The sequence below is a fragment of the Pseudomonas sp. SP16.1 genome (genome assembly GCF_052682975.1).
This window is the reverse complement of the sequence record NZ_JBQYFZ010000001.1, coordinates 893490-919163: the sequence shown is the minus strand read 5'-3', so window position 1 is coordinate 919163 and position 25674 is coordinate 893490. Positions and strand designations below refer to the sequence as shown.

The window sequence follows — 25674 nt, the reverse complement described above, 5'->3', positions numbered from 1 at the left end:
CCAGGAGAGTGGAGTCGCGATCAGGCCACGGCGGCCAGCTTGGCCTTGGCCTGGGCCAGGCCCTTGGCACTGAACTCGCCGCCCAGGTTCAGGCCTTCGGCATGGATGAACTGCACCTCGTGGATACCGATGAAGGCCAGCGCCTGGCGCAGGTAGGGCTCTTGGTGATCCAGGCCGCTGCCGGCGTAGATCCCGCCGCGGGCGGTGAGGACGAAGGCGCGCTTGCCACTGAGCAGGCCCTGCGGGCCGGTTTCGCTGTACTTGAAGGTGACCCCGGCGCGCAGCACGTGGTCCAGCCAGGCTTTCAGGGTGCTGGGGATGGCGAAGTTGTACATGGGCGCGGCCAGCACCAGCACATCGGCCGCCAGCAACTCGTCGGTGAGCTGGTTGGAGCGCGCCAGCGCGGCCTGCTCCGCCTCGCTCTGCTGCTCGGCCGGGGTCATCCAGCCGCCCAGCAGGGTGGCATCCAGGTGCGGCACCGGCTCGGCGGCCAGGTCGCGGACCTGAATCTGGTCGGCGGGATGGGCGGCCTGCCAGTTGGCGATGAACTGCAGGGTCAGCTCGCGGGACACCGAGCCTTGTTGGCGAGCGCTGCTTTCGATTACCAGAACACGGGACATGTTTGAGACTCCATCGAGGTGGGTAAAGGTCGATGGAGCACAGACTAGAGTCGTAACTATCGATTAAAAAGCGCAAATATCTGCTTACATATATCGACAAAGTTGATTTATAAAAGGCCCGAGACTAGGCTCTGGTTACTTGAGACCGCAGGTCAGGTTGACCCGCAGGCGAATCACGCTGCGGGTGAACTTGACCGTCAGATTGGTGTTCGCCCCCGGCGCCAGCGCGGCGCGACGGGTGCGCGGCGCTTCGGGGCCGTTGCGGAACACCGCGGTGCATTCGGCCTCGCTCTGACCATAGTTGTAGAGCATCAGCGCCGCCATGTTGTGGTCGATCTCCTGGGTGCTGGCGGACACCTCGGCACCGTTGAGCTGCTTGTCCAGCTCGATGGGGTAGGCATGGGCGCCCAGCGGCAACAGGGCGAACAGCAGGCAGCAGAGTTTTTTCATCGACGCTCTCCAACGGGGAAGCGCCAGTGTAGGTGGATATCGCCGGCGATAGAACCCGTTTGCCGGCAGAGACAGGACAAAGCAATGAAGGCTCCCCGTGTAACCCTGGATCAATGGCGCACCCTGCAGGCGGTGGTCGACCAAGGCGGCTTCGCCCAGGCCGCCGAGGTGCTGCACCGCTCGCAATCCTCGGTCAGCTACACCGTGGCGCGCATGCAGGAGCAGCTCGGCGTGCCGCTGCTGCGCATCGACGGACGCAAGGCGGTGCTCACCGAAGCCGGCGACGTGCTGCTGCGCCGCTCGCGACAACTGGTCAAGCAGGCCAGCCAACTGGAAGACCTGGCCCACCATATGGAACAGGGCTGGGAAGCCGAGGTGCGCCTGGTGGTGGACGCCGCCTACCCCACCGCCAATCTCGTCCGCGCGCTGTCGGCCTTCATGCCGCAAAGCCGCGGCTGCCGTGTGCGCCTGCGCGAGGAGGTGCTTTCCGGCGTCGAGGAAGTGCTGCACGAAGGCTCCGCCGACCTGGCCATCAGCTCCCTCAATATCACCGGCTACCTGGGCCTCGAACTGGGTGAGGTGGAGTTCATCGCCGTGGCCCATCCGGAGCACGCCCTACACCGCCTGCAGCGCGAGCTGAGTTTCCAGGATCTGGAAACCCAGATGCAGGTGGTGATCCGCGACAGCGGCCGGGTGCAGCCGCGCGACACCGGCTGGCTCGGCGCCGAGCAACGCTGGACGGTCGGCAGCCTGCCCACCGCACGCACCTTCGTCAGCAGCGGCCTGGGCTTCGCCTGGCTGCCGCGCCACCTGATCGCCCGCGAGCTGGACGAGGGCCTGCTCAAGCCGCTGCCGCTGGCCCAGGGCGGCACGCGCAAGCCGCGCTTCTTCCTCTACAGCAACAAGGAACGGGTGCTCGGCCCGGCCACCCAGATCCTCATCGAGCTGATCAAGAACTTCGACACCGCGCCGCTCGACGCCGCCTTCGCCGCCCCGCTGTCGCCCGACTGAGAACCCGGCCATGCCCTACTTCGACAACGACGGATGCCAGCTGCATTACGAGGACTACGGCCACGGCGCCCCGCTGCTGCTGGTGCACGGCCTGGGCTCGAGCACCCGCGACTGGGAGTACCAGATTCCCCAGCTCAGCCAGCATTACCGCGTGCTTGCGCTCGACGTGCGCGGCCACGGCCGCTCGGACAAACCGCGCGAGGCCTACCGCATCGCCGATTTCGCCGACGACGTGGTGGCGCTGATCGAGCACCTGCAGCTGCCGCCGGTGCACCTGGTGGGCATCTCCATGGGCGGGATGATCGGCTTCCAGCTCGGCGTCGACCGCCCGGAGCTGCTGCGCAGCCTGACCATAGTCAACAGCGGCCCGGAGGTGAAGGCGAAAACCCCGCGCGACTGGCTGGAGATCGGCAAGCGCTGGACCCTGTCGCGCCTGCTCAGCCTGGAGACCATCGCCAAAGGGCTCGGCCGCTTGCTGTTCCCCAGACCGGAGCAGGCCGAACTGCGGCGCAAGATCGAGGCGCGCTGGCCGCAGAACGACAAGCGCGCGTACCTGGCCAGCCTCGACGCCATCATCGGCTGGGGCGTGCGGGAACGCCTGAACCGCATCACCTGTCCTACCCTGGTGATCGCGGCCGACCACGACTACACCCCGGTCGAGCGCAAGCGCGAGTACGTCGCAGAAATGCCCGATGCACGCCTGCTGGTGATCGAAAATTCGCGCCACGCCACACCGCTGGACCAACCCGAACGCTTCAATAGCGCCCTGCTCGCCTTTCTCGAAACTGCCAACAAGGAAAACTGACCCATGCTCAAGCAACTCGCCTTCGCCGCCTGTTCCCTGCTGCTGTCCACCAGCCTGCTGGCGGCGGACAATCCCAAGGTGCTGCTGACCACCAGCCTCGGCGAGATCGAGGTGGAGCTGGCCGCCGACAAGGCACCGATCAGCACGGCCAACTTCCTCAAGTACGTCGACAGCGGCTTCTACGCCGGCACCCAGTTCCACCGGGTGATCCCCGGCTTCATGGTCCAGGGCGGCGGCTTCGATGCACAGATGCAGCAGAAGGCCACCGACGCGCCGATCAAGAACGAGGCCGACAACGGCCTGCACAACGTACGCGGCACCCTGGCCATGGCCCGCACCCAGGTGCGCGACTCGGCCACCAGCCAGTTCTTCATCAACCACAAGGACAACGCCTTCCTCGACCACGGCTCGCGCGACTTCGGCTATGCCGTGTTCGGCAAGGTGACCCGCGGCATGGAAGTGGTGGACAAGATTGCCCAGGTGCCCACCGGCAACCGCGGCATGCACCAGAACGTGCCGCGCGAGCCGGTGCTGATCCTCGACGCCAAGCGTCTGTAAGACGCCGCTTGCCGTAGGGTGTCGCGGGGCCGCCCAGGCCGCGCGCACCGCGCTCCAACGAGCAACCTCCCGCGCACCCTACAACGACAAAGCCGCCCATCGGGCGGCTTTGTCGTTTAACGGAGGCGCTTACTTCTCGACGAAGGCGCGCTCGATCAGGTAGTCGCCCGGCTCGCCCATACGCGGGGAGATCTTCAGGCCGAAGCCGTCGAGCACTTCGCTGGTCTCGTCGAGCATGCTCGGGCTGCCGCAGATCATCGCACGGTCGTCCTGCGGGTTGATCGGCGGCAGGCCGATGTCGGCGAACAGCTTGCCGCTGCGCATCAGGTCGGTCAGGCGGCCCTGGTTCTCGAACGGCTCGCGGGTCACGGTCGGGTAGTAGATCAGCTTGCCCTTGAGCGCCTCGCCGAAATACTCGTTCTGCGGCAGGTGCTCGGTGATGAACTCGCGGTAGGCGACCTCGTTCACGTAGCGCACGCCGTGCACCAGAATCACCTTGTCGAAGCGCTCGTAGGTTTCCGGGTCCTGGATCACGCTCATGAACGGCGCCAGGCCGGTGCCGGTGGACAGCAGGTAGAGGTGCTTGCCCGGCAGCAGGTCATCGAGCACCAGGGTACCGGTGGGCTTCTTGCTGATGACGATCTCGTCGCCTTCCTTGAGGTGCTGCAGCTGCGAGGTCAGCGGGCCGTCCGGCACCTTGATGCTGAAGAACTCCAGATGCTCCTCGTAGTTCGGGCTGGCGATGGAGTAGGCACGCATCAGCGGACGACCGTTGGCCTGCTGCAGGCCGATCATGACGAACTGGCCGTTCTCGAAGCGCAGGCCCGGGTCGCGGGTGCACTTGAAGCTGAACAGGGTGTCGTTCCAGTGGTGAACGCTGAGCACACGCTCGATGTTCATATTGCTCATGCGGAATTCCTCGCGCAGACGGGAAGCAAAAGGCTGATTGCGCGGCATTCTAGGCGGACGCAGAATATCTGTTAAGTGGATTATCAAGATATAGGTTATCGGTTATATAGATATGCGATTTACCCTCAGACAACTCCAGGTATTCGTCGCCGTGGCCCAGCAGGAAAGTGTCTCGCGCGCGGCCGAGTCGCTGGCCCTGTCGCAATCGGCCACCAGCACCTCGCTGACCGAACTGGAGCGCCACTCCGACTGCCAGCTGTTCGACCGCGCCGGCAAGCGCCTGGCGCTCAACGCCCTGGGTCGCCAGTTGCTGCCGCAGGCGGTGGCGCTGCTCGACCAGGCGCGCGAGATCGAACGCCTGCTCGGCGGCAAGAGCGGTTTCGGCTCGCTCAACGTCGGCGCCACCCTGACCGTGGGCAACTACCTGGCGACCCTGCTGATCGGCAGCTTCATGCAGCGCCACCCCGAGTGCCGGGTGAAGCTGCAGGTGCACAACACCGCTCACGTGGTGCAGCAGATCGCCCACTACGAGCTGGATCTGGGCCTGATCGAAGGCGACTGCGCGCATCCGGACATCGAGGTGCAGCCCTGGGTCGAGGACGAACTGGTGGTGTTCTGCGCGCCGCAGCATCCCCTGGCCACGCGCGGTACGGCGTCGCTGGAGGAGCTCACGCATGAGGCCTGGATCCTGCGCGAGCAGGGTTCGGGCACGCGCCTGACCTTCGATCAGGCCATGCGCCATCACCCGCGCAGCCTGAATATCCGCCTGGAGCTGGAACACACCGAGGCGATCAAACGCGCGGTGGAGTCGGGTCTGGGTATCGGCTGCATCTCGCGCCTGGCGCTGCGCGATGCCTTCCGCCGCGGCAGCCTGGTGGCGGTGGAAACGCCGCAGCTGGACCTGCGCCGGCAGTTCTACTTCATCTGGCACAAGCAGAAATACCAGACCGCGGCCATGCGCGAGTTTCTCGAACAGTGCCGCGCGCTCACCGTCGGAGTGGCTCGCAGCGATCAGATCGTCCTGCCGCCGATTGCCTAGGGCGGACATGCCGCCGGCGTGTCAACCATGGCCTTGACCCTGTTCTCCTCGGCGGACGCTTGCGCCCGCCGAACCCTCAGCCCGGAATCGATTCCATCTGCTGCAGCAGCAGCGCCGCCTGGGTGCGGGTGCGCACCCCGAGCTTGCGGAAGATGGCGGTAACGTGGGCCTTGACCGTCGCCTCGGAGACGCTCAGCTCGTAGGCGATCTGCTTGTTCAGCAGGCCCTCGCAGACCATGGTCAGCACGCGGAACTGCTGCGGCGTCAGGCTGGCCAGGCCGGCGCTGGCGGCCTTGGCCTCGGCCGACACCGGCGCCCCCTCCTCGGCCAGCGGCGGCCACCAGGTATCGCCGTCGAGCACCTGGCGCACGGCCTCCTGGATGGTTTCCAGCGGGCTGGACTTGGGGATGAAGCCACTGGCGCCGAATTCGCGGGAGCGGTTGACCACCGAGGCCTCCTCCTGCGCGGAGATCATCACCACGGGAATCTGCGGATATTGCCCGCGCAGCAGCACCAGGCCGGAGAAGCCGTAGGCGCCGGGCATGTTGAGGTCGAGCAGGACCAGGTCCCAGTCGCTCTTGGCGCCCAGGTGGCCTTCCAGTTCGGCGATGCTGGCGGCTTCCACCAGTCGCACCTCGGGCCCCAGGCCCAGGGTCAGGGCTTGCTGCAGCGCGCTGCGAAACAACGGATGGTCGTCGGCAATCAGGATTTCGTAGGCGGCCATTGGCAGATCCTGTTCTTGTTATGAGTGCACTGCGCTGATTATGGCAGTGCCTGGCGCCGAGCGACCCGCTCAAGCCTGCGCACTCGGCGCTGGCAGGCTCCCCACTCGGGACGACGGCGGCGCCCAGCATGCCGAGCCATGACGGGGTGGTCAAGCGCCAAGCTTTGCGGCACGATTCGTCGCTTTGCCCGCCGAGACACCGCCATGCCAAGCCAAGCCCTGCGCGCCGACCTGTTGATGCTGATCACCGCGATGATCTGGGGCAGCGCCTTCGTCGCCCAGCGCCTGGGCATGGACAGCATCGGCCCCTTCCTTTATACCGGCCTGCGCTTCGCCCTGGCCTGCCTGGTGCTGCTGCCGCTGCTGGCCCTGCTGCAACGACGCAGCCGACGCCCGGCGGCGCCGCTGGATCGCAGCCTGCTGCTCGGCGGCGTGGTCATGGGCCTGGCCTTGTCCCTGGGGATCAACCTGCAGCAGGTCGGCCTGCTGTTCACCACGGTGACCAATTCCGGCTTCATCACCGGGCTGTACGTCATCGTCGTGCCGATCCTCGGCCTGCTGATCGGCCAACGCAGCGGCCTGGGCATCTGGCTGGGCGCCTGCCTGGCGGTGGTCGGCATGTTCCTGCTCAGCGTCGGCGAAGGCTTTACCGTCGCCTCCGGCGACTGGCTGCAGCTGGCCGGCGCCGTCGTCTGGGGCGTGCACGTGCTGCTGGTGGGCTTCTTCGCCAGCCGCCACGACCCGCTGCGCCTGGCGCTGATCCAGTTCGCCACCTGCGCCGTGATCAGCCTGCTGCTGGCGCTGATCTTCGAGACGGCGACCCTGGACGGCATTCTCGCAGCCGGCCCGGCGATCCTCTATGGCGGCCTGTTCGGCGTGGCCGTCGGCTTCACCCTGCAGGTGGTGGCGCAGCAGCACGCGATTGCCTCGCACGCGGCGATCATCCTCTCGCTGGAAGCGGTGTTCGCCGCCATCGCCGGCGCCCTGCTGCTCGGCGAGGTGCTGGCGCTGCGCGGTTACCTGGGTTGTGCGCTGATGTTCGCCGGCATGCTGCTGGCCCAGCTATGGCCCAAGCCGCTGCCGGCCGTGCTCAGCGAAAACGCGCCAGGCGCTGGTGCAACTCGTCGGAAAGATCCAACGGCAGGCGCCGCTTTGCCGCCAGGTAATGCTGACTGAAGGCATCCAGGTAGCAGTCCAGCGCCTCGCTGGCCTGCGCGTCGCCGGCCAGCTCCAGGCACATGGCCGCCACCTCGGCGGTACACAGGTGCTCGCCGCGGCTGGAGCGACGCAGGTGGTAGCGCGACAGCTGCGCCGGCGTCAGGCTGAGTACCGGCAGCGCGTCCAGATAGGGACTCTTGCGAAACATCTTGCGCGCCTCGGTCCAGGTCGCATCGAGCAGCACGAACAGCGGCCGTTTGCCCGGCACCAGATGGACTTCCTCCACCACCCGCTCGGGGGCGGCGTACTCGCCGGGAAACACCAGGTAGGGCTGCCACTGCGGCTCGGCGAGCAGCGCCGGCAGCGCCGGATCGACCGCGGTGCGCGTCCAGCCGAAGGCGTGGGTGTCGGCCACCACGTCGGCGATCAGCCAGCCGGTGTTGCTCGGCTTGAGCGCCTCGATATCGTGCATCACCAGACACATGCCGGCATTCGCCGCGGCCCGCGGGCGCCAGGCGCACAGGCAGTAATCCGGCTGCACCCGGCAGGCCGGGCAGCGCTCGGCTCGCGAACCGCGCGCAACGAAGGGTTTGACGCTGCGCGCCAGGCGCTCGGCGCGTAGCCGGGCGACGGCATGCGGGGGATGGGACTGGTCCACGAACAGGGCTCGACAGAAAAAACGCGGCAGTTTAACAAAGCCGGGCGGGCTATGATGCGCCAGGTGCTGAACCCGGCCGCGCCTGCCGGGTCAAAGCCCGCACTCGTCCAGGAGAATCCGCATGTCCCGCGTTACCGCCCTCGTCCTCGCCCTGACCCTGCCCGTCGCCGTCCAGGCCGCCTCGCTCAAGGAGCTCGAACTGACCCGCGCCCTGGAGCAGGTCGCGCGGCAAAGCAGCGAGGGCACACCGCGAGCGATCAACGAGGACATTCTCGATCAGGGCTATACCGTCGAAGGCCACACCCTGATCAACCATCTCAGCGTCCGTCCGGCCCATGCCGCGCAGATGCGCGGCAATCCGGACACGGTGCGCGCCCAGCTGGCCGCCAGCGTTTGCGGCAACCCGGGCTTTCGCCGGCTGCTGGCCCAGGGCGCGCAGCTGCGCTACCAGTTCAGCGAATATCGCAGCAACCGACCGGTCACCACCGAGGCGTTCGACAAGGCCGACTGCGCACTCTGACGGATCTGCGCCAGGTTCTTTCAGCCGGCGCTGGGGCCAGAGCCCCGCGCGGCACGGCGCTGGGCGTCGTCGGCGCGCAGCTCGGCGAGCAGCGCCTCCATGTAGCGCGAGCGCCGCGCGCCGCCCTCCAGCCGTCGCAGACATTCGCCCTCCAGAGTCCTCCGGTTGGTACGCGCCGCCTGCTGCAGCAGGTGGTACAGCTCCAGGTCTATCTCCAGGATCAATTTGGGCATACCTGCCCCTCCCTTTCCCGTTGAAGCGGATCACCCGCTCAGCGCAGGCAACGCGGATCGCCCTCCCCGGCCAGCGCCGCCTGCTCTTCAGCCGTCAGCCAGGCGCCCTGGGCGACGCCGAGCAGCTCGGCTATCGCCTGCAGCACGTGAGCCCAGCTGCAGCGATTGGCGAATAGCATGCCGGCCTCGTCGAAGGTGCCGCCGTGGTTGCGGTAACCCAGCACACGGCACGAGCGCCGGTCGCCCAGCAGGGGCCACAGATGCCCCGCCGCGACCTCGGGACGCATATGACTGAGCAGCACGCGCCTGGCGACGGACTCGGGAAACAACGCCTCGCGCTCGGCCTCGCTGGCCAGACTGGCGGCCTCCCAGGCATCGCGCGGCGCGCGAAAACGCCCCGGTTCCTGCAAGTAAATCAGACGCCAGGCGACAGCCTGCTCGCTCAGACGAACGGCGGCGCGACGCATCTGGGTCAGTTGATAGCTGCCGCTGGCGATCAGCATTACGGGCTCGCCATCGCCCCACTCGTCGACCTGCAAGGCGCCCACGCGCGCCAGTTGCTGCGCCTGCTTGGCGCTGAACACGCACGGCTGCTCGCGCTTGGCCGCCACCAGGCAGGCCAGCCGGCCACGCTCCTGGTAGATGCCCGGCAGCAGCGCCAGCAACGAATTGTGGTCGGCCGGCAGCAGCACGCGCATGACATCGTGCATCTCGCCCAGCAGCGCCTCGCAGAAGGTGGTGTCCTGATGCGATTGCTGGTTCTTGCCGTTCTCCCAGGTGTGCGAGGTGGCCACCAGTGGCCAACCGAGCCAGCCGGCGGGGCGTCCCGCCTCCTTCTGCTGGCGGGCGAAGATCAGGCTCTGGCGCACCGCACCGAGCATCTTCACGCAGAAGGCCTCGTAGCTGGCCACCAGGTTCAGCCCGCCCTGGTTGGCCAGGCAGGCGGACACCACCGCCTCCTCGTTGAGCGCAGTGATCACCGCACCGTGCACGTCCTCCAGGTCGCTTTCCGGCTGGCTGACGCGATGCTTGAGCGCCGCCAGTATCCCGCCGAGACGGTTGCTGGCCAGTTCGTCCGGGTTGCCCACCCGCGGCCGCAGATGCGGGTTGGCCCGCACCAGGTCGACGAAGTAGCGATCCAGCGCGCTCATCGGCGAGCAGACGTCCCGGTGAAAGTGCAGCGCCGGCTGCACCGGCGACGGCGGCCGGCGCTGCGCCAGCGGATTATCCCGCTCGGCCACTCGCCCCGGCCGTTCGGCGAACAGGCGGCAGGTCTCGGCCAGCTCTGCCGGCGCCACCCACAGGGCCGCCACATGTCGGTTGAACAACTCGCGCGCCGACGAATCCAGCGCCGGGCTGGCCGGCAACGGCAGGTTGTGCGCCGCATTGCTGCCGGCGCCATAGAAGCCATGGCCCTTGACGGTCTCGGCGATGCCGTAGGGCATCGGCAAGGGATAGCCGAGCAGGCCTGCGTTCAGCTCCTGCACGCGGTGGGCGAGGCGCTGCTCCATCTCCCACAGGGCGCAGACGAAGGCCGCCGGGTCGCGGCCGTCGAAGGTCAGCGGGTCGAAGCCGCAGCGGCACAGGTGCTGGCGGAATCCCTCGAGCCCCTCGTGCGTGCCCAGGTCGGTGCGCTGTTCGATACGCCGGCCGTTGGCGATCATCACCGGCAGCGCCACGCCGCAGTCCTCGGCACGCCACCAGCGCGGCATCCAGTCGCTGCCGCGCTGCTCCTCGGCGGCGCCGTCGGAGAGAAAGGCCACCAGCTTCTCGCCGGGCAGCGGCAGGTGCGCGTACTGCAGCTCGGCGAAGCCCAGGTAGCCGCCCTCGGCGATACCGCCGGCGGTGTGCGGGTTGACGTGGCTGCCCAGCGGCACGCCGGGGCTGCCGTCCGCCGCTTGCGCGTAGCTGTAGAAGTCCGCCGCCAGCCGGCTCATGCCGGCCTCGTCGCAGCTATAGCGGGCGGCCTGCTCGGGGTGCTGGTTGCCGGTCAGCAGGTTCAGCGCCTCGATCGCCGCCACGCAATGCCCCTGCCCCATCAGCCAGGCACGGGTCTCGCCGGTCAACGCATCGAGCGCCAGATAGCCCGCATAGGCCGGCACCATGTTCAACGCGCCGCCGGTATGGCCCTCGGGCACCGGCTTGAAATCATCTGCCTGCAGCGGCGCGCCATCGAGCCTGACCCGCCGCGCGTAGGTCATGTGCACCACCAGCCAGAGGCCGGCCGCGGTCAGCCGGTCGAGGGCCTGGAAGCGGCGATAGACAGTGGCCAGGTCCGCCTGCAATCCGCCCTGCACCAGTTGATGAGCCAGGCGGAACACCGCGGCGTGGGTCTGCGGACTATGCTGAATGGGCCCGCGCCCCGTTTGCCAGGCGGCGAACTCCGGGTATTGCCGGGCATGCCGGGCCAGGGCGCTGGCGTCGGGTAGTAGCTGGGTCATCGGGCACTCCTCGGTTCTCGTCGCAGTCTAGGCTCACAGCCAAAGGCGCTGGCTGATCTGCATCAAGACCTGCCGCGCGGCAACCCGGCAAGCTTGGCTCGTCATCACCACAAGGATAGAACCATGGCCCTGCTCACCTTTCTCGGCGCCATTCAACAGGTCACCGGCTCCTGCTATCTGGTGGAAAGCCGCGACGGCGCCAAAGTGCTGCTCGAATGCGGTATGCACCAGGGACGACGCGAAGAGGAAGACCTCAATCGCACGCCCTTCCCGTTCGACCCACGCGGCCTGGATGCGGTGGTGATCTCCCACGCCCACCTCGACCACAGCGGTCTGCTGCCACGCCTGGCAGCCGAAGGCTATCGCGGCCCGATCCATACCACCGAGGCCAGTGGCGAGCTGCTCGAGCTGATGCTGCTCGACGCCGCCTTCCTGCAGGAAAAGGATGCCGAGTGGGAGAACCGCTGGCGCGCCCGCCAGGGCAAGCCAGCGATCAGCCCGCTGTACACCCTGGCCAATGCCGAGCAGGCACTCGGCCAGCGCCGCACCCACGCCTACGGCACCCCGGTCGAGGTGGCCAAGGGGGTGCAGGTGACCTTCCACAATGCCGGGCACATCCTCGGCGCGGCGATAGTCGAGATGAAGATCGAGGATCACCACCTGCACCGCCATCTGGTGTTCTCCGGCGACCTGGGCAATACCTGCTCGCCGCTGATGCAGGCGCCGACCACGCTGAGCGAGGCCGACGTGCTGCTGATGGAGTCGACCTATGGCGACCGCGACCACCGCTGCAGCGAGGACACCCTGGAAGAGCTCGCCGCTATCCTGCAGCAGGCCCACCGCGAGGGCGGCAACGTGCTGATCCCGTCCTTCGCCGTCGGCCGCACCCAGGATCTGATCTACTACCTCGGCCGCTTCTACCAGGAGGGCCGGCTGCCGCAGCAGGCGGTGTTCCTCGACAGCCCCATGGCGATCCGTGCCAATGCCATCTACAGCCGCTTCCACGAGCAGTTCGCCGCCGAGGACCGCGCCATCCTGGCCGCCAAGGGCGTCAGGCGGGTCGAGGACTGGCTGCCGGTGCTGCGCTGCACACCGACGCCTGAAGATTCGATGGCGATCAACCGGATCAAGAGCGGCGCGATCATCATCGCCGGCGCCGGCATGTGCAACGGCGGGCGCATCGTCCACCACTTCAAGCACAACCTCTGGCGCGAGAATTGCCACCTGGTGTTCCCGGGCTTCCAGGCCAAGGGCACCCTCGGCCGCCTTATCGTCGACGGTGCCGACACGGTCAAGGTGCTGCACCAGCGCATCGCGGTGAAGGCCAAGGTGCATACCCTCGGCGGCTTCTCCGCGCATGCCGGGCAGTCGCAGCTGCTCGACTGGGCCAGCCACTTCGAGCATCACCCGGAGCTGTATCTGGTCCACGGCGAGCTGGAGAAGATGCAGGCGCTGCAGCAAGCCCTGCACCAGCGGATGAACTGGCTCGCCAACATTCCCGAACCGGGCGAGCAGATCGCGATCTGAGAACACTGCGCTTCCGCAAACCTGCCCGAGGCGTCCATACTCTGAAAAGGCTCGGCCTTTCAGGGACTTGGACGCGACCGAGCGGAGTCGATCAAGGAGACGCAGCATGCCATACGAACCGGACGATTACCTGTCACGCCACCTCCAGACCAGCGGCATCGACCTGGCCAGCAAGGTGGACGAGTTGCTCGCCCTCTCCGCGCCCGGCAACAGCCCGAACCTGCCGCTGTACCGGGACATGCTCACCACCGTGATCCGCATGGCCCAGGCCGATCGCAACCGCTGGGACGCCAAGATCATGCTGCAGACCCTGCGCGAGCTGGAGCATGCCTTCAGCACCCTGGAGCGCTTCAAGCGGCGGCGCAAGGTCACGGTATTCGGTTCGGCGCGCACCCCGGCCGACCATCCGGTCTACGCCCTGGCGCGCGAGCTGGGCGCCACCCTGGCACACTACGACCTGATGGTGATCACCGGCGCCGGCGGCGGCATCATGGCCGCCGCCCACGAAGGCGCCGGAAGGGAAAACAGCCTGGGCTTCAATATCACCCTACCCTTCGAGCAGGCCGCCAACGCCACGATGCAGGGCAGCGAGAACCTGCTGTCGTTCCACTTCTTCTTCCTGCGCAAGCTGTTCTTCGTCAAGGAAGCCGACGCCCTGGTGCTCTGCCCCGGCGGTTTCGGCACGCTGGACGAGGCGCTGGAAGTACTCACGCTGATCCAGACCGGCAAGAGCCCACTGGTGCCGGTGGTGCTACTGGACCAGCCCGGCGGCACCTACTGGGAGCACGCCATAAACTTTCTCAAGCTGGAACTGGCGGACAAGGGCTATATCCTGCCCAGCGACCTCAAGCTGGTGCGCCTGGTGCACAGCGCCGCGGACGCCGCCGATGAGATCGCCCAGTTCTATCGCAACTTCCACTCCAGCCGCTGGCTCAAGGACCGCTTCGTCCTGCGCCTCAACCACCCGCTCAGCGAAGCCGCGCTGGCCCAGTTGCACGAGGACTTCGTCGACCTGAGCACAGACGGCCGTTTCAGCCTGCAGCCCTACTGCGAGCAGGAGCGCGACGAACCCGAGTTGTGTCACCTGCAGCGCCTGGCCTTCGCCTTCAACGGCCGCGACCACAGCCGGCTGCGCGAACTGCTGAATTTCGTCAACCAGCCGCAGCACTGGGCGATCTGAGCTGTAATCCGGGGCAATGCCCTCCCCTTCCCGGATTGCATCCGGGCGACGCAAAGCACGAAGCCCAGCATTTGCTGGGCTTCGTTTTGACTACATCCCTGTCAGGCGTTGCCAACGACCTTCATTCGAGCCGCCTGGGTGAAATCGAGCATGCGCTTGAGCGGCTTGACCGCCTTGGGAATCAGCGCGGGGTCGACCTGAATTTCGCCGCCGCCTTCACGCAGGCCGGTGAGCACGCGCTCCAGGGTATTCATCGCCATCCACGGACAGTGCGCGCAGCTGCGGCAGGCCGCACCGTTGCCGGCGGTGGGCGCCTCGATAAAGGTCTTGTCCGGGCACAGCTGCTGCATCTTGTAGAAGATGCCGCGGTCGGTGGCGACGATGAAGGTGGAGTTCGGCAGGGTCTGCGCCGCCTTGATCAGCTGGCTGGTGGAGCCTACCGCATCGGCCAGCTCCACCACGTTCTGCGGCGACTCGGGGTGCACCAGGATGGCGGCATCCGGATACAGCGCCTTCATGTCCAGCAGCTGCTTGGCCTTGAACTCCTCGTGGACGATGCAGGCGCCGTCCCACAGCAGTATGTCGGCGCCGGTCTCGCGCTGGATGTAGTTGCCCAGGTGCTTGTCCGGCGCCCAGATGATGGTCTCGCCGTTATCCATCAGACTTTCGACGATCTCCAAGGCGCAGCTGGAGGTCACCACCCAGTCGGCGCGCGCCTTCACCGCTGCCGAGGTATTAGCGTAGACCACCACGGTGCGCTCGGGATGCTGGTCGCAGAAGGCCGAGAACTCGTCCACCGGACAGCCCAGATCCAGCGAGCAGGTCGCCTCCAGGGTCGGCATCAGCACGCGCTTTTCCGGGTTGAGGATCTTCGCCGTCTCGCCCATGAACTTGACCCCGGCCACCACCACGGTCTGCGCCGGGTGCTGATTGCCGAAGCGGGCCATTTCCAGGGAGTCGGAGACGCAGCCGCCGGTTTCCTCGGCCAGCGCCTGGATCACCGGGTCGCAATAGTAGTGCGCCACCAGCACGGCGTTCTGCTTCTTCAGCTCGGCGGCGATCTCGCGGCGGTAGAAAGCTTCCTCCTCGGCCGTCAGCGGCTTGGGCTGCTTGGCATCGAGATGGGCTTGAACCAGAAGGCGTTCGGAAATCTGCGTCATATCATCAAACCTGTGGCGCTCGTACGCGAGCTGCGAGTATACACCCGGCTCTGCGCGCCCATCGCCACGGGTGGACGCGATATCGGCCAAGGGGCTTTTCGAGAGCAAAAAAAAGCCAGTCTTGCGACTGGCTTTTGCGATCTGGTGGGTCGTGTAGGATTCGAACCTACGACCAATTGGTTAAAAGCCAACTGCTCTACCAACTGAGCTAACGACCCAACGCGAGGCGCATGATACTGATTTAATTCAGGAAATCAACACTTCGCGAAAACTTTTTCAAATATAGCGGGTGACATCGGCGACGCCGGCGGCGGCAAAGCCGGCCGCGCGCAGGCGGCAGCTGTCGCACTTGCCGCAGGCGCGGCCGTCATCGTCGGCCTGGTAGCAGGACACGGTCAAGGCGTAATCCACGCCGAGGCGCATGCCGGCCTGGATGATTTCACCCTTGCTCAGCTGCTGCAGCGGCGCGCGAATGCGAAAGCCCTGCCCTTCCACCCCGGCCTTGGTCGCCAGGTTGGCCATGCGCTCGAAAGCCTCGACGAACTCCGGACGGCAGTCCGGATAACCCGAATAATCCACCGCGTTGACGCCGATGAAGATATCGCGCGCGCCCAACACTTCCGCCCAGCCCAGCGCCAGGGACAGGAACACCGTATTGCGCGCCGGCACGTAGGTCACCGGAATGCCCTCGCCCGGGGTTTCCGGCACGGCAATGGAGCTGTCGGTCAGCGCCGAGCCACCGATGCCGTTGAGGTTGAGGCCGATCACCTTGTGCTCGACCACGCCGAGTTGCCGGGCGACGCGCTCGGCGGCCTGCAGCTCGGCGCGATGACGCTGGCCGTAGTCGAAGCTCATGCTGTAGCAGGCGTAGCCCTCGGCCTTGGCCATGGCCACCACGGTGGCCGAATCGAGGCCACCGGAGAGAAGGATCAGCGCTTTCTTGTCGTTCATGCTCAGTGTCCCGGCTCGTCGTTCCAGAGAATCTTGTGCAGCTGCAGCTGCAGGCGTACCGGCAGGTTGTCCGCCACTATCCAGTCGGCCAGCTCGCGCGCATCGACCTGCTTGTGGCTGGGCGAGAACAGCACCTCGCCGGCGCGTCTCTCGAGGCGATACTGGATCAGCTTGGACACCGCCCAGTCGTAGTCCTCGCGCGAACAGATGACGAACTTGACCTGATCGTTGGCGGTCAGCCACTCGATGTTCTCGTACCGGTTGCGCTGCACCTCGGCCGAGCCCGGGGTCTTCAGGTCGAGTACCTTGCTCACCCGCGGATCGACGGCCGCTACATCGAGCGCGCCGCTGGTCTCCAGCGATACCTCGTAGCCGGCGTCGCACAGACGCTCGAGCAGAGCAATGCAATTGGGCTGGGCCAGCGGCTCGCCGCCGGTGACGCAGACGTAGCGCGGCTTGTAGGCCGCCACCTGGTCGAGGATGGCGTCCAGCGCAACGAGCTCGCCGCCGCTAAAGGCGTAAGCAGTGTCGCAGTACTGGCAGCGCAGGGGACAGCCGGTCAGGCGCACGAATACCGTCGGCAAGCCGGCGGTACGCGTCTCGCCCTGCAGCGAGTAGAAAATCTCGGTGATGCGCAGGGTTGCTTGCATAGTGGCCACGGGCGTGATGACGAAACAGGCCATCCGCCTCCGTTGCGTTGAATTCGAGGGTCCGCTCAGGGAAGCGGCGGTCCGTTTCCCGGCATAGCGAAGACATCAGCCGAGCTGAAGCTTCGCCCGAATCCCGGGGTCGGCGATTCTAAACGAAAAACGCCGCAACCGATATTTCACCATTGCGGCCCGGGTGCGCCATGCGCACCACCATTGCTCGGCCGTAACGGTCGCGATGAGCACGGAGCACCCTATAGCCCATAGCACGACAGCCGGGCATAAAAAACCCGCGACAAACGCGGGCTTTCTGAAAGGCGGCGACCGTTACGGGAGTCGCTGCAGATCGCGTTGCGCCAGCTGCGCGGCAGAGCTGCCGGGGAACTGGGAGATGACCTGCTGGAGGATGCCACGGGCCTTGTCGTTGTTGCCCAGGCGTTTCTCCACGTCGGCCAGCTTGAACAGCGAGTCCGGCACCTTGGCGTGGTCCGGATAGGCCTGGCTGACCTTGGCGAAGGCCTGGCCGGCCCCCTGCAGATCGCCCTTGGCCAGATTGACTTCGCCCAGCCAGTACTGCGCATTGCCGGCGTACTGGCTGTTCGGATAGCGATTGAGGAAGGCGGTGAACGCCTGCGATGCCTTGTCGAAATCCTTGGCCTTGATCAGGTCGAAGGCGGCGTCGTAGTAGATTTTTTCCTTGGCCGGATCACCCGGTTCGGCGCTGGCCTGCTGCTGGGCGGCAGGCGGCGTTGGGGTGCCATTGGCGTTGACGGCGCCGCTGGCTGAATTCTGTGTGGGAGCGGCGGAGCCAGCACCGGAGGACAGGCGTTGGTCCAGATCCTGATAGCGCTCGAGGCTCTCCTGCTTGAGACGCTGGATTTCGTTCTGCTGCTCTTCGAGCATGCCGCGCAGCTGGGCAATTTCCTGCTGCATCTGCTGCAACTGGTTGAACAGCATGCCCTGTGCCGAGGCCGGGGCTTGCGCCCCGGCTCCGGCATAGGCGCCGGCCGTACCATAACCCGCCGGGGGATAGCTGCTGCCTTGCGGCATGGAGCTGCTTTCCAGCACGGGAACTTCCGCCATCGCCGCGAGCGGCAGGGCGAGTGTCAGAAGGGTCAGAGTACGGCGGCAATTACGCATGGCAGCTTACTTGCGCAGCTCTACGCGACGGTTCTGAGCCCAGGACTGCTCGTCGTTGCCCATGGCGACCGGACGCTCTTCGCCGTAGGAAACCAGTTCCAGTTGAGCCGGGGAAACGCCCTGCAGTACCAGGTAACGCTGAACGGCCTTGGCACGACGCTCGCCCAGAGCCATGTTGTACTCGCGGGTGCCGCGCTCGTCGGCGTGACCTTCCAGAACGACGCGAGCGCCGTTGCCTTTCAGGTCCTTGGCGTGTACGTCCAGAGCGCGCATGGCTTCGGCCTTCAGGTCGGAGCTGTCGTACTCGAAGTAGAAGGTGGTGATAGCGCGCAGGGCGGCTTCTTCGCTCAGGCTGCCATCCACGGCACCGGTGTTGGCACCGTAACCGGCGTTCGGGTCGACCGCGCCTTCGCCAGCAGCATCACCGCCTTTGGAGGAGCAACCAACAGCGACGGCGAGAGCCAGGGACAGTGCAGCGAACTTACCGAATTTCAGCATTTCCATCATGTAACTCCTAATGAACCCCAGTTGTGTCAAGCAATAAAAGGTATAGCGCCGCATCAGTTCAGGTAAGGGGACCAAGAAGGCTCTCGAACTTCGCCTTGAGCGGTAGGAAGAGGGAGCCTCACGCGCCCATTGGTGGACGCTAACATCAAGACTCCCCGGCCCTGCTGGCGGGTGGCGTAGATTAGCATGGCGCCATTGGGCGCAACAGTGGGCGACTCATCCAAACTGGTGTCGGAAAGGATGCGCAGGCGGTTGGTTTCCAGGTCCTGCGCCGCCACCTTGAACACGGTGAAACCATCCTGGCGATGGATCATCACCAGGGTCTTCTCGTCGGCCGACAACTTCGGGTTCGCGTTGTAGTTGCCGACGAAGGTAACCCGCTCCACCGCGCCGCTATTGATGCTGGTCTTGTAGATCTGCGGCTTGCCGGCGCGATCCGAAGTGAAGTACAGGGTCTGACCGTCGCGCCCCCAGAAAGGTTCGGTGTCGATGGCGTAATGGTTGGTGACGCGGCGCATCTGCCGGCTGCCCATATCCATCACGTAGATTTCCGGATTACCGTCACGCGACAGCACGAAGGCCAAGCGGTTGCCGTCCGGCGACCAGGCCGGGGCGCCGTTGAGCCCCTCGAAATTGGTGATCTGCTCGCGGCGGCCGGTATCGATATGCTGGACGAAGATGCGCGGGCGGCGCTGCTCGAACGACACGTAGGCGATACGCCGACCATCGGGTGCGAAGGAAGGCGACAGGATCGGCTCGCGCGACTGCAGCAGGGTTACCGCACGGGCACCGTCGTAGTCGGAGCGCTGCAGGGTGTAACGCGTGTTGTTGGCGCCCATGCGTTCGGCGGTGACGTACAGCAGGCGGGTGGAGAACGCGCCCTTGACGCCGGTGAGCTTCTCGAACGCCTGATCGGCGATGTGGTGCGCCATGTCGCGCAGCTGATCGGTACCGCCGCCGACGCTGCCGGTCATCACCTGCTGCTCGGTGCTGACGTTGAACAAGGCGTACTGCACCTGCAGGCGACCGGCGTTGGGCACGATGCTGCCGACCAGCACGTACTGGGTGCCGAGGGCCTTCCAGTCGCGGTAGATGACTTCGCTGGCCTGGGTCGGCAGGCTGATCATGTTCTGCCGCGGAATGGGCTCGAAATAGCCGGAGTTGCGCAGATCGTTGCCGATGATCTCGGCCATGTCCTGCGGCAGCACAGCGCCACCCTGCCAGCCGAACGGAACCACGGCGATCGGCGTGGCGCGGTCGGCGCCATGGGAGATCACCAGCGGGTCGGCCGCCTGCACGCTGCCGACCAGCATGACCAGCCCCAGCAGGGCGATACGAATCAGGGTATTCACAGAGCTCAATCCTCCGGTTTGAAAATGACGCGGCGCTGCCTGTACAGACGGTCAAAGGTAGCGCGATCCAATTGTTGCATCTCGGGAATGCGGCCGACGTTGCGTACCGCGGCCACGGCGGAACTGTCGAACGGTGCATCGCCACTGGAGCGCGACACGCTGGCGTTGGTCACCGTGCCATCGGGCAGCATCTGGATCAGCAACTCCACGCTCATGCCGCGCCGCGCCGACATCGGCCGCTGCCAATTCTCGGTGATCAGCTTGATGATCAGGTCATCGAGGTTACCCGCCACCTGATCGCCATGGGTTTCGGCCAGCGCCTGCTGGTTCTGCACATTGTCCGACAGCAGCTCGGCCAGCGCCGCTGCCTTCTGATCCTCGGCCGCCTTGCGTCGCGCCTCTTCGGCCTTACGCTTGGCGTCTTCGGCCGCCTTCTTCTTCGCGGCTTCGGCAGCTGCCTTTTTCTTGGCCTCTTCCGCCGCTTTTTTCTTCGCGTCCTCGGCTGCCTTTTTCTTGGCATCCTCGGCGGCTTTCTTCTTCGCCTCATCCTCGGCGCGCTTCTTAGCGATATCGGCCTGGCGCTTCTGCTCCGCGGCCTTCTTTTCGGCCTCGGCCTTCTTCGCCGCCGCGGCTTTGGCTGCCTCGGCCTTGGCCGCTTCCGCCTTTCGAGCCTGCTCGGCTTTCTTTTGTTCCGCAGCCTTGGCCGCGGCAAGCTTCTGCTCCTCGGCCTTCTTTTGCTCCAGACGCTCGGTCTCGAACTGCGGCGCCGAGGTCTTCTGCGCCTCGCCGGCGACCTTCTGGGTGGTCTGGGTAGTGGCCTGGCTCTGCGATTTCAGCTGGTACAGGGTAGCCTGCACCACGGGGCGCGCCGGCGGCAGCTCGGGGCTGAAGGCGAAGCTGACGAACAGCATGGCAAACATCAGGACGTGCAGCCCCACGGCCCATACCACGGGCCAGAAGTAGCTCTCCGATGGCGAACGCTCGCTTTGCTGCATCAGGGCGCCTCGGTAATCAATCCGACGTTGCCCACGTCGGCCTGCTGCAGACCGCCCATGGCGGCCATCACCGTGCCGTAGTCGACCGACTTGTCGCCGCGCACGAATACCTGCACCGGCTTACCCTGACGACGGTTCTCGGCAATGATCGCCGCAACGGCCTGAGTCATCTGCTCCAGGGTGGAGGCACGCTCCTGCTCGGTGTCGACGTCCACCTCGCTGCCCATGTTCCAGTAGTAGGTCTTGTCCGCCTTGATGGAAATGGTCAGCACCTGGGCGTTGTTGTCCTGCGGCAACGCCTCGCTGCTGACCTTGGGCAGATCGACCTTGACCCCCTGGTTGAGCATGGGCGCGGTGACCATGAAGATGACCAGCAGCACCAACATCACGTCGATGTAGGGCACCACGTTCATCTCGGCGACCGGTTTGCGTCTGTTGCGAATTCTCGCCATGGCTAAAGCCCTTCCTGTTCGCTCGTCTTAATCGTCCGAGGTGTGCACCTTGCGGTGCAGGATGGCCTGGAACTCGTCGGCGAAGGTGTAGTAGCGGCCGATCAGCATCTCGCCGCGGGCGGCGAAGCGGTTGTAGGCGATCACCGCAGGAATCGCGGCGAATAGGCCGATGGCGGTGGCGATCAGCGCCTCGGCGATACCCGGGGCGACGGTGGCCAGAGTGGCCTGCTGCACCTGGGCCAGGCCACGGAATGAATTCATGATGCCCCACACGGTGCCGAACAGGCCGATATAGGGGCTGGTGGAACCGACAGTGGCGAGAAACGGCAATGCGGTCTCCAGTTTTTCCTCTTCACGGGAAATGGCCACACGCATGGCACGGGACACGCCGTCCATTACCGCATCCGGGTCGACGCCCTGCTGCTGGCGCAGACGGGAGAATTCCTTGAAGCCGGCGCGGAAGATCTGCTCGAGACCGGAATCCGGGTCGGGGTTGCTGCCGGCCTGGCGATATAGCTTGGACAGGTCGATACCGGACCAGAAGCGATCCTCGAAGCCGTCCAGGGCGCGCTTGGCGGCACGAATGGCATTGCTGCGCTGGAAGATCATCACCCAGGAAATGACCGAGGCGGCGACCAGGGTGAGCATTACCAGCTGCACCACCAGACTGGCGTTGCTGATCAGACTCCACATCGACATATGGTCAACGGCGTTGGCGTTGGCTTCCACGCTTACTCTCCTGCTGCAATTAGGCCCGGCGCCTGCACCCCGGCGAACGCATGGCGCAGGGACTCGGGGATGGCCCGGGGTTTCAAGTTGTCGGCGCGCACACAGGCCACCAGGAACTGCCCTTCGCAGAGCAGCACATCATCCGCGGCCCGCCTGACCTGCTGACGAAAACGCAGGCTGGCGCGGTTCAATTCGATCACGTCGGCGCTGATCAACAGCTCGTCGTCCAGCCGCGCCGGCGCGTGATAGCGGGCCTCGGCCGAATGCACGACGAACAACAGGCCCTCACCGGCCAGCGTCGACTGGGCATAACCCAGTTCACGCAGGCGCTCGGTGCGAGCCCGCTCCATGAATTTGAGGTAGTTGACGTAGTAGACGATACCGCCGGCGTCGGTGTCTTCGTAATAGACCCGGCAACGATGGCTGAACGGCTGGACTCCGTTTGGCGCGCGCATACTCTAGTCCCCGCCCTGTCGCTTGCCAATCCGGCTTGATAAGAATTTTTTCGTCATTCGTCGTCCATCGCGAAGAGGTCCGCACCCGGTTGCTCGCCGAGGGGTTTGGGAAGATTCAGGCCGAAGTGCAGGTAGGCGTGACGGGTCACCACCCGCCCACGCGGCGTGCGCATCATGTAGCCCTGCTGAATCAGGTAGGGTTCGAGGACGTCCTCGATGGTGTGGCGCTCCTCGCTGATGGCGGCGGCCAGGCTGTCGACGCCCACCGGGCCGCCGTCGAACTTCTCGATCATCGCCAGCAGCAGACGACGGTCGGAGTGGTCGAAGCCACGTTCGTCGACGTCCAGCAGGTTCAACGCCTGATCGGCGATCTCGCGGGTGATGTGGCCACGTCCGCGCACCTCGGCGAAGTCGCGCACGCGACGCAGCAGGCGGTTGGCGATACGCGGCGTGCCGCGGGCGCGACGGGCGATTTCGTAGGCGCCCCGCTCCTCGATGGGCAGCCCGAGGATGCCAGCCGAACGCGTGACGATGGTCGCCAGGTCGTCGATGCCGTAGAACTCCAGGCGCTGGACGATACCGAAGCGGTCGCGCAGCGGGTTGGTCAGCATGCCGGCACGGGTGGTGGCGCCGACCAGGGTGAAGGGTGGCAGGTCCAGCTTGATCGAGCGCGCCGCCGGGCCTTCGCCGATCATGATGTCGAGCTGGAAATCCTCCATCGCGGGATACAGCACCTCTTCGACTATGGGCGAGAGGCGGTGGATCTCGTCGATGAACAGCACGTCGCCGGCTTCCAGATTGGTCAACAGCGCCGCCAGATCGCCAGGACGCTCCAGCACGGGACCGGAAGTGCTCTTGATCGACACGCCCATTTCCTGGGCGATGATATTGGCCAGGGTGGTCTTGCCCAGGCCCGGCGGACCGAAGATCAGGGTATGGTCGAGGGCTTCCGCCCTGCCCCTTGCGGCCTGGATGAACAACGCCATCTGCTCGCGCACGCTGGGCTGGCCGATGTAGTCGGCCAGCTTCAGCGGACGGATGGCACGATCCTGCTGCTCTTCGCGCTCACGCGGGCTGGCGGTAATCAGGCGATCGGCTTCGATCATCGGAATGTTTCCATCGACAGGGTGTTGAAGAGCGTCGGCAGCGCAGCCGAGGCCAGGCAAAAACAGGCGAGAACCGGGCTGGGCTCGTACGCGAGCTTACGACTGCAAATGAGCATTGCGATCGGACTGGCGCTCCAGCCGGATATTAATGACGCATCGGCAACGCAGGTAGTCGTTCAGCACCTTGTCACGCCATGCCGCGCAGTGCGCGACGGATCAAATCTTCGCTGGTCAAACCATCCTCCTTGACGGCGGCCACGGCCCGGCTGGCCTCCTGCGGCTTGTAGCCCAGGGAAATCAGGGCGCTCACCGCGTCATTCTCCGCGCTTGAGACTGCCGCACCTGGACGAGGTTCCACCACCAGGGTGGCGATCGCCGGCATGCTTTCCCACGCCTTGAACCTGTCCTTGAGCTCGACCAGCAGGCGCTCCGCGGTCTTCTTGCCGACCCCCGGCACCTTGGTCAGCGCCGCGGTGTCCTGAGCCTGCACGCAGCGCACCAGCTCATCCACCTCCAGCCCCGACATCAGCGCCAGGGCCAGCTTGGGGCCGACGCCGTTGAGCCGGATCAGCTCGCGAAACAGCTCGCGCTCGCGCTTCTCGAAGAAACCGTAGAGCAGATGGGCATCCTCGCGCACCACCTGATGGGTATGCAGGGTCACCGGTTCGCCTACCGAGGGCAGACGATAAAGGGTGGTCATCGGCACTTCCAGCTCATAACCGACGCCATTTACATCCAGAAGCAAATGCGGCGGCTGCTTTTCCGCCAGGGTGCCGCGCAAACGTCCGATCACCACTGCTGTCCTTTAATCAGATTACAAACGAAGGCGCCCGCCACGCCGCTTGGCGCCGGCCAGGCCGTGGGGAATCAGGCTCTGCCGGTGGTGGGCGTGGCACAGGGCGATGCCGAGGGCGTCGGAAGCGTCGATCTGCGGCTTCTGCGTCAGCTTGAGCAGGTGCATGACCATCAGCTGTACCTGCTGCTTGTCCGCCGCCCCGGTGCCGACCACCGCCTGCTTGACCTGGGTGGCGGTGTACTCCGCCACCTCCAGGCCCGCCTCCACCGCCGCCACTATGGCGGCGCCGCGCGCCTGCCCCAGCTTGAGCGCCGAGTCGGCGTTGCGCGCCATGAATACCTGTTCGATGCCCATGGTCACCGGCCCGTAGCTGCGGATCACCTCGCCGACCCCGCGAAAGACGATCTGCAGGCGCTCGGCCAGCGGCCCGTCGCCGGTGCGGATGCAGCCGCTGGCGACGTACTCGCAGCCGCGGCCGGTGTCGCGCACCACGCCGTAGCCGGTGATGCGCGAGCCGGGGTCGATTCCTAGGATGAGAGTCATGTCGGCAACTGTCTATTTATCCAGTTGGCGAGTATACGGGGGTCCTCATGCGCCGTCACTCGTGACGCGCCGGTGGAACCAGAGAAAACCGTAGGGCGGGCGTAGGGTGGGCTTCAGCCCACCAGGGTCGCGTTGCATGGTGGGCTAAAGCGGATCGCCGCCCGGCCCACCCTACGCATCCGGGCGACAAGCTGCTTCAGCCCAGCTGGTCCATGATCTCGTCGGGGATATCCGCGTTGTGGTAGACGCTCTGCACATCGTCCAGATCTTCCAGCATGTCGATCAGCTTGATCACCTTCTGCGCGGTTTCCAGATCGGCGACCGGCGCGCTGATATTGGGGATCATGGCGATCTCGGCTTCCTCGCCCTTGAAGCCGGCGGCAGCGAGCGCCTCGTTGACCGCATGGAAGTCGGCGAAGCTGGTGGAAACCAGCGCGGAACCGTCGTCGCCCATCTCCACGTCGTCGGCGCCGGCCTCCAGCGCCGCCTCCATCAGCGCCTCCTCGTCCACGCCGGGGGCGAAGCTGATCTGCCCCTTGCGCTCGAACATGTAGGCTACCGAACCATCGGTGCCGAGGTTGCCGCCGCACTTGCTGAAGGCGTGGCGCACGGCCGCCGCGGTGCGGTTGCGGTTGTCGGTCATGGCCTCGACTATGATCGCCACGCCGCTCGGCGCGTAGCCCTCGTAGCTCAGCTCGACGACGTTGTCGGCCTCGTTGTTGCCGGCGCCGCGGGCGATGGCGCGGTCGATCACGTCGCGCGACATGTTGGCCGTCAGGGCCTTGTCGACCGCCAGGCGCAGGCGCGGGTTGTCCGCGGGGATCGGCCCGCCATGCTTGGCGGCGACGGTCAGCTCACGGATCAGCTTGGTGAAGATCTTGCCCCGCTTGGCGTCCTGACGACCCTTGCGGTGCTTGATATTGGCCCACTTGGAATGACCAGCCATAACTCACTCCGTTTGTTTCATTTACTGTTTGCCGGGGTGCGAGAGCTCGAGTCGCTGCGCCC

At 65.8% G+C, this 25674-nt stretch carries 29 protein-coding genes and 1 tRNA gene; 8 read left to right on the top strand and 22 right to left on the bottom strand.

The window, feature by feature from the left end; all coding sequences use genetic code 11:
- Window positions 1-20: 20 nt before the first annotated feature.
- A complete protein-coding gene (locus tag ACUTAF_RS04590) occupies window positions 21-620 on the bottom strand; it encodes an FMN-dependent NADH-azoreductase (RefSeq protein WP_445578863.1) in 600 nt (199 codons plus the stop codon).
- Window positions 621-755: 135 nt separating this feature from the next.
- On the bottom strand, window positions 756-1070 hold the full coding sequence (locus tag ACUTAF_RS04585; protein ID WP_445578862.1) for a 3-phosphoglycerate kinase: 315 nt from the start codon (window positions 1068-1070) through the stop codon (window positions 756-758).
- Window positions 1071-1154: 84 nt separating this feature from the next.
- Here ACUTAF_RS04585 and ACUTAF_RS04580 point away from each other — a divergent pair, with 84 nt between their 5' ends.
- The 3 genes from ACUTAF_RS04580 to ACUTAF_RS04570 are packed head-to-tail and all read left to right on the top strand — an operon-like array spanning window position 1155 to window position 3444.
- On the top strand, window positions 1155-2081 hold the full coding sequence (locus ACUTAF_RS04580) for a LysR family transcriptional regulator (RefSeq protein WP_445578861.1): 927 nt from the start codon (window positions 1155-1157) through the stop codon (window positions 2079-2081).
- A 10-nt stretch (window positions 2082-2091) separates the two neighbouring features.
- Window positions 2092-2886: an alpha/beta fold hydrolase gene (locus tag ACUTAF_RS04575; RefSeq protein ID WP_445578860.1), complete on the top strand. Its 795-nt coding sequence runs from the start codon at window positions 2092-2094 to the stop codon at window positions 2884-2886.
- A 3-nt stretch (window positions 2887-2889) separates the two neighbouring features.
- Window positions 2890-3444 carry a peptidylprolyl isomerase gene (locus ACUTAF_RS04570; RefSeq protein WP_445578859.1) on the top strand — a complete coding sequence of 185 codons (555 nt, stop codon included), beginning with the start codon at window positions 2890-2892 and terminating at the stop codon, window positions 3442-3444.
- Between the two features lie 129 nt (window positions 3445-3573).
- On the opposite strand, the gene fpr is transcribed toward ACUTAF_RS04570, so the two are convergent.
- Window positions 3574-4353, bottom strand: coding sequence for a ferredoxin-NADP reductase (gene fpr / locus ACUTAF_RS04565; RefSeq protein WP_445578858.1), 780 nt, complete (start codon window positions 4351-4353; stop codon window positions 3574-3576).
- A 112-nt stretch (window positions 4354-4465) separates the two neighbouring features.
- On the opposite strand from fpr, the gene ACUTAF_RS04560 reads away from it, so the two are divergent.
- Window positions 4466-5392 (top strand): LysR family transcriptional regulator, encoded by a 927-nt coding sequence (locus ACUTAF_RS04560; protein ID WP_445578857.1) that lies wholly within the window; start codon window positions 4466-4468, stop codon window positions 5390-5392.
- A 76-nt stretch (window positions 5393-5468) separates the two neighbouring features.
- Here the strand turns inward: ACUTAF_RS04560 and erdR are convergent, their stop codons facing one another.
- On the bottom strand, window positions 5469-6116 hold the full coding sequence (gene erdR / locus ACUTAF_RS04555; protein ID WP_445578856.1) for a response regulator transcription factor ErdR: 648 nt from the start codon (window positions 6114-6116) through the stop codon (window positions 5469-5471).
- A gap of 138 nt (window positions 6117-6254) precedes the next feature.
- Here erdR and ACUTAF_RS04550 point away from each other — a divergent pair, with 138 nt between their 5' ends.
- Window positions 6255-7292, top strand: a complete 1038-nt coding sequence (locus ACUTAF_RS04550) for a DMT family transporter (protein WP_445578855.1) — start codon at window positions 6255-6257, stop codon at window positions 7290-7292.
- Here the strand turns inward: ACUTAF_RS04550 and ACUTAF_RS04545 are convergent.
- Window positions 7207-7932, bottom strand: a complete 726-nt coding sequence (locus tag ACUTAF_RS04545; RefSeq protein ID WP_445578854.1) for a tRNA-uridine aminocarboxypropyltransferase — start codon at window positions 7930-7932, stop codon at window positions 7207-7209. The genes ACUTAF_RS04550 and ACUTAF_RS04545 overlap by 86 nt on opposite strands.
- A 121-nt stretch (window positions 7933-8053) precedes the next feature.
- Here ACUTAF_RS04545 and ACUTAF_RS04540 point away from each other — a divergent pair, with 121 nt between their 5' ends.
- Window positions 8054-8452 (top strand): quorum-sensing-regulated virulence factor family protein, encoded by a 399-nt coding sequence (locus ACUTAF_RS04540; RefSeq protein ID WP_445578853.1) that lies wholly within the window; start codon window positions 8054-8056, stop codon window positions 8450-8452.
- 20 nt (window positions 8453-8472) lie between these two features.
- Here ACUTAF_RS04540 and ACUTAF_RS04535 read toward each other — a convergent pair whose 3' ends face one another.
- Together ACUTAF_RS04535 and ACUTAF_RS04530 are read right to left on the bottom strand one after the other, a co-directional pair.
- A complete protein-coding gene (locus ACUTAF_RS04535) occupies window positions 8473-8685 on the bottom strand; it encodes a hypothetical protein (protein WP_445578852.1) in 213 nt (70 codons plus the stop codon).
- Between the two features lie 38 nt (window positions 8686-8723).
- The gene (locus ACUTAF_RS04530) at window positions 8724-11126 is read right to left on the bottom strand and encodes a phosphoketolase family protein (RefSeq protein ID WP_445578851.1); all 2403 of its coding nucleotides are present in this window, start codon (window positions 11124-11126) and stop codon (window positions 8724-8726) included.
- Between the two features lie 123 nt (window positions 11127-11249).
- Here ACUTAF_RS04530 and ACUTAF_RS04525 point away from each other — a divergent pair, with 123 nt between their 5' ends.
- Window positions 11250-12653 (top strand): MBL fold metallo-hydrolase RNA specificity domain-containing protein, encoded by a 1404-nt coding sequence (locus ACUTAF_RS04525; RefSeq protein ID WP_445578850.1) that lies wholly within the window; start codon window positions 11250-11252, stop codon window positions 12651-12653.
- A gap of 106 nt (window positions 12654-12759) precedes the next feature.
- Window positions 12760-13833: an LOG family protein gene (locus ACUTAF_RS04520; protein ID WP_445578849.1), complete on the top strand. Its 1074-nt coding sequence runs from the start codon at window positions 12760-12762 to the stop codon at window positions 13831-13833.
- A 101-nt stretch (window positions 13834-13934) separates the two neighbouring features.
- On the opposite strand, the gene nadA is transcribed toward ACUTAF_RS04520, so the two are convergent.
- The 15 genes from nadA to ACUTAF_RS04445 all read right to left on the bottom strand — a co-directional run bounded on the left by nadA (window position 13935) and on the right by ACUTAF_RS04445 (window position 25612).
- Complete coding sequence (gene nadA, locus ACUTAF_RS04515; RefSeq protein ID WP_445578848.1) at window positions 13935-14993, bottom strand: quinolinate synthase NadA; 1059 nt, start codon at window positions 14991-14993, stop codon at window positions 13935-13937.
- 142 nt (window positions 14994-15135) lie between these two features.
- Window positions 15136-15211 (bottom strand) — tRNA-Lys (locus tag ACUTAF_RS04510).
- Between the two features lie 58 nt (window positions 15212-15269).
- Window positions 15270-15944 carry a 7-cyano-7-deazaguanine synthase QueC gene (queC, locus tag ACUTAF_RS04505; RefSeq protein WP_445578847.1) on the bottom strand — a complete coding sequence of 225 codons (675 nt, stop codon included), beginning with the start codon at window positions 15942-15944 and terminating at the stop codon, window positions 15270-15272.
- 2 nt (window positions 15945-15946) lie between these two features.
- Entirely contained in the window at window positions 15947-16594 is a 648-nt protein-coding gene (gene queE, locus ACUTAF_RS04500) for a 7-carboxy-7-deazaguanine synthase QueE (RefSeq protein ID WP_445578846.1), read from the bottom strand.
- Window positions 16595-16918: 324 nt separating this feature from the next.
- On the bottom strand, window positions 16919-17731 hold the full coding sequence (gene ybgF / locus ACUTAF_RS04495) for a tol-pal system protein YbgF (protein ID WP_445578845.1): 813 nt from the start codon (window positions 17729-17731) through the stop codon (window positions 16919-16921).
- A 6-nt stretch (window positions 17732-17737) separates the two neighbouring features.
- On the bottom strand, window positions 17738-18235 hold the full coding sequence (pal, locus tag ACUTAF_RS04490; RefSeq protein ID WP_397485692.1) for a peptidoglycan-associated lipoprotein Pal: 498 nt from the start codon (window positions 18233-18235) through the stop codon (window positions 17738-17740).
- A gap of 56 nt (window positions 18236-18291) precedes the next feature.
- On the bottom strand, window positions 18292-19590 hold the full coding sequence (gene tolB, locus ACUTAF_RS04485; RefSeq protein WP_445578844.1) for a Tol-Pal system beta propeller repeat protein TolB: 1299 nt from the start codon (window positions 19588-19590) through the stop codon (window positions 18292-18294).
- A gap of 5 nt (window positions 19591-19595) precedes the next feature.
- Window positions 19596-20588: a cell envelope integrity protein TolA gene (tolA, locus tag ACUTAF_RS04480; RefSeq protein ID WP_445582402.1), complete on the bottom strand. Its 993-nt coding sequence runs from the start codon at window positions 20586-20588 to the stop codon at window positions 19596-19598.
- Entirely contained in the window at window positions 20585-21037 is a 453-nt protein-coding gene (gene tolR, locus ACUTAF_RS04475) for a protein TolR (RefSeq protein ID WP_445578843.1), read from the bottom strand. Before tolR ends, tolA begins: the two co-directional genes overlap by 4 nt.
- A 27-nt stretch (window positions 21038-21064) precedes the next feature.
- Window positions 21065-21736: a protein TolQ gene (gene tolQ / locus ACUTAF_RS04470; protein ID WP_445582401.1), complete on the bottom strand. Its 672-nt coding sequence runs from the start codon at window positions 21734-21736 to the stop codon at window positions 21065-21067.
- A gap of 32 nt (window positions 21737-21768) precedes the next feature.
- Window positions 21769-22221 carry a tol-pal system-associated acyl-CoA thioesterase gene (gene ybgC, locus ACUTAF_RS04465; protein WP_445578842.1) on the bottom strand — a complete coding sequence of 151 codons (453 nt, stop codon included), beginning with the start codon at window positions 22219-22221 and terminating at the stop codon, window positions 21769-21771.
- A gap of 53 nt (window positions 22222-22274) precedes the next feature.
- On the bottom strand, window positions 22275-23327 hold the full coding sequence (gene ruvB / locus ACUTAF_RS04460; protein ID WP_445578841.1) for a Holliday junction branch migration DNA helicase RuvB: 1053 nt from the start codon (window positions 23325-23327) through the stop codon (window positions 22275-22277).
- Between the two features lie 187 nt (window positions 23328-23514).
- Window positions 23515-24120, bottom strand: a complete 606-nt coding sequence (gene ruvA, locus ACUTAF_RS04455; RefSeq protein WP_445578840.1) for a Holliday junction branch migration protein RuvA — start codon at window positions 24118-24120, stop codon at window positions 23515-23517.
- 21 nt (window positions 24121-24141) lie between these two features.
- Window positions 24142-24666: a crossover junction endodeoxyribonuclease RuvC gene (ruvC, locus tag ACUTAF_RS04450; RefSeq protein WP_445578839.1), complete on the bottom strand. Its 525-nt coding sequence runs from the start codon at window positions 24664-24666 to the stop codon at window positions 24142-24144.
- 196 nt (window positions 24667-24862) lie between these two features.
- Window positions 24863-25612 (bottom strand): YebC/PmpR family DNA-binding transcriptional regulator, encoded by a 750-nt coding sequence (locus ACUTAF_RS04445; protein WP_445578838.1) that lies wholly within the window; start codon window positions 25610-25612, stop codon window positions 24863-24865.
- Between the last annotated feature and the right edge of the window lie 62 nt (window positions 25613-25674).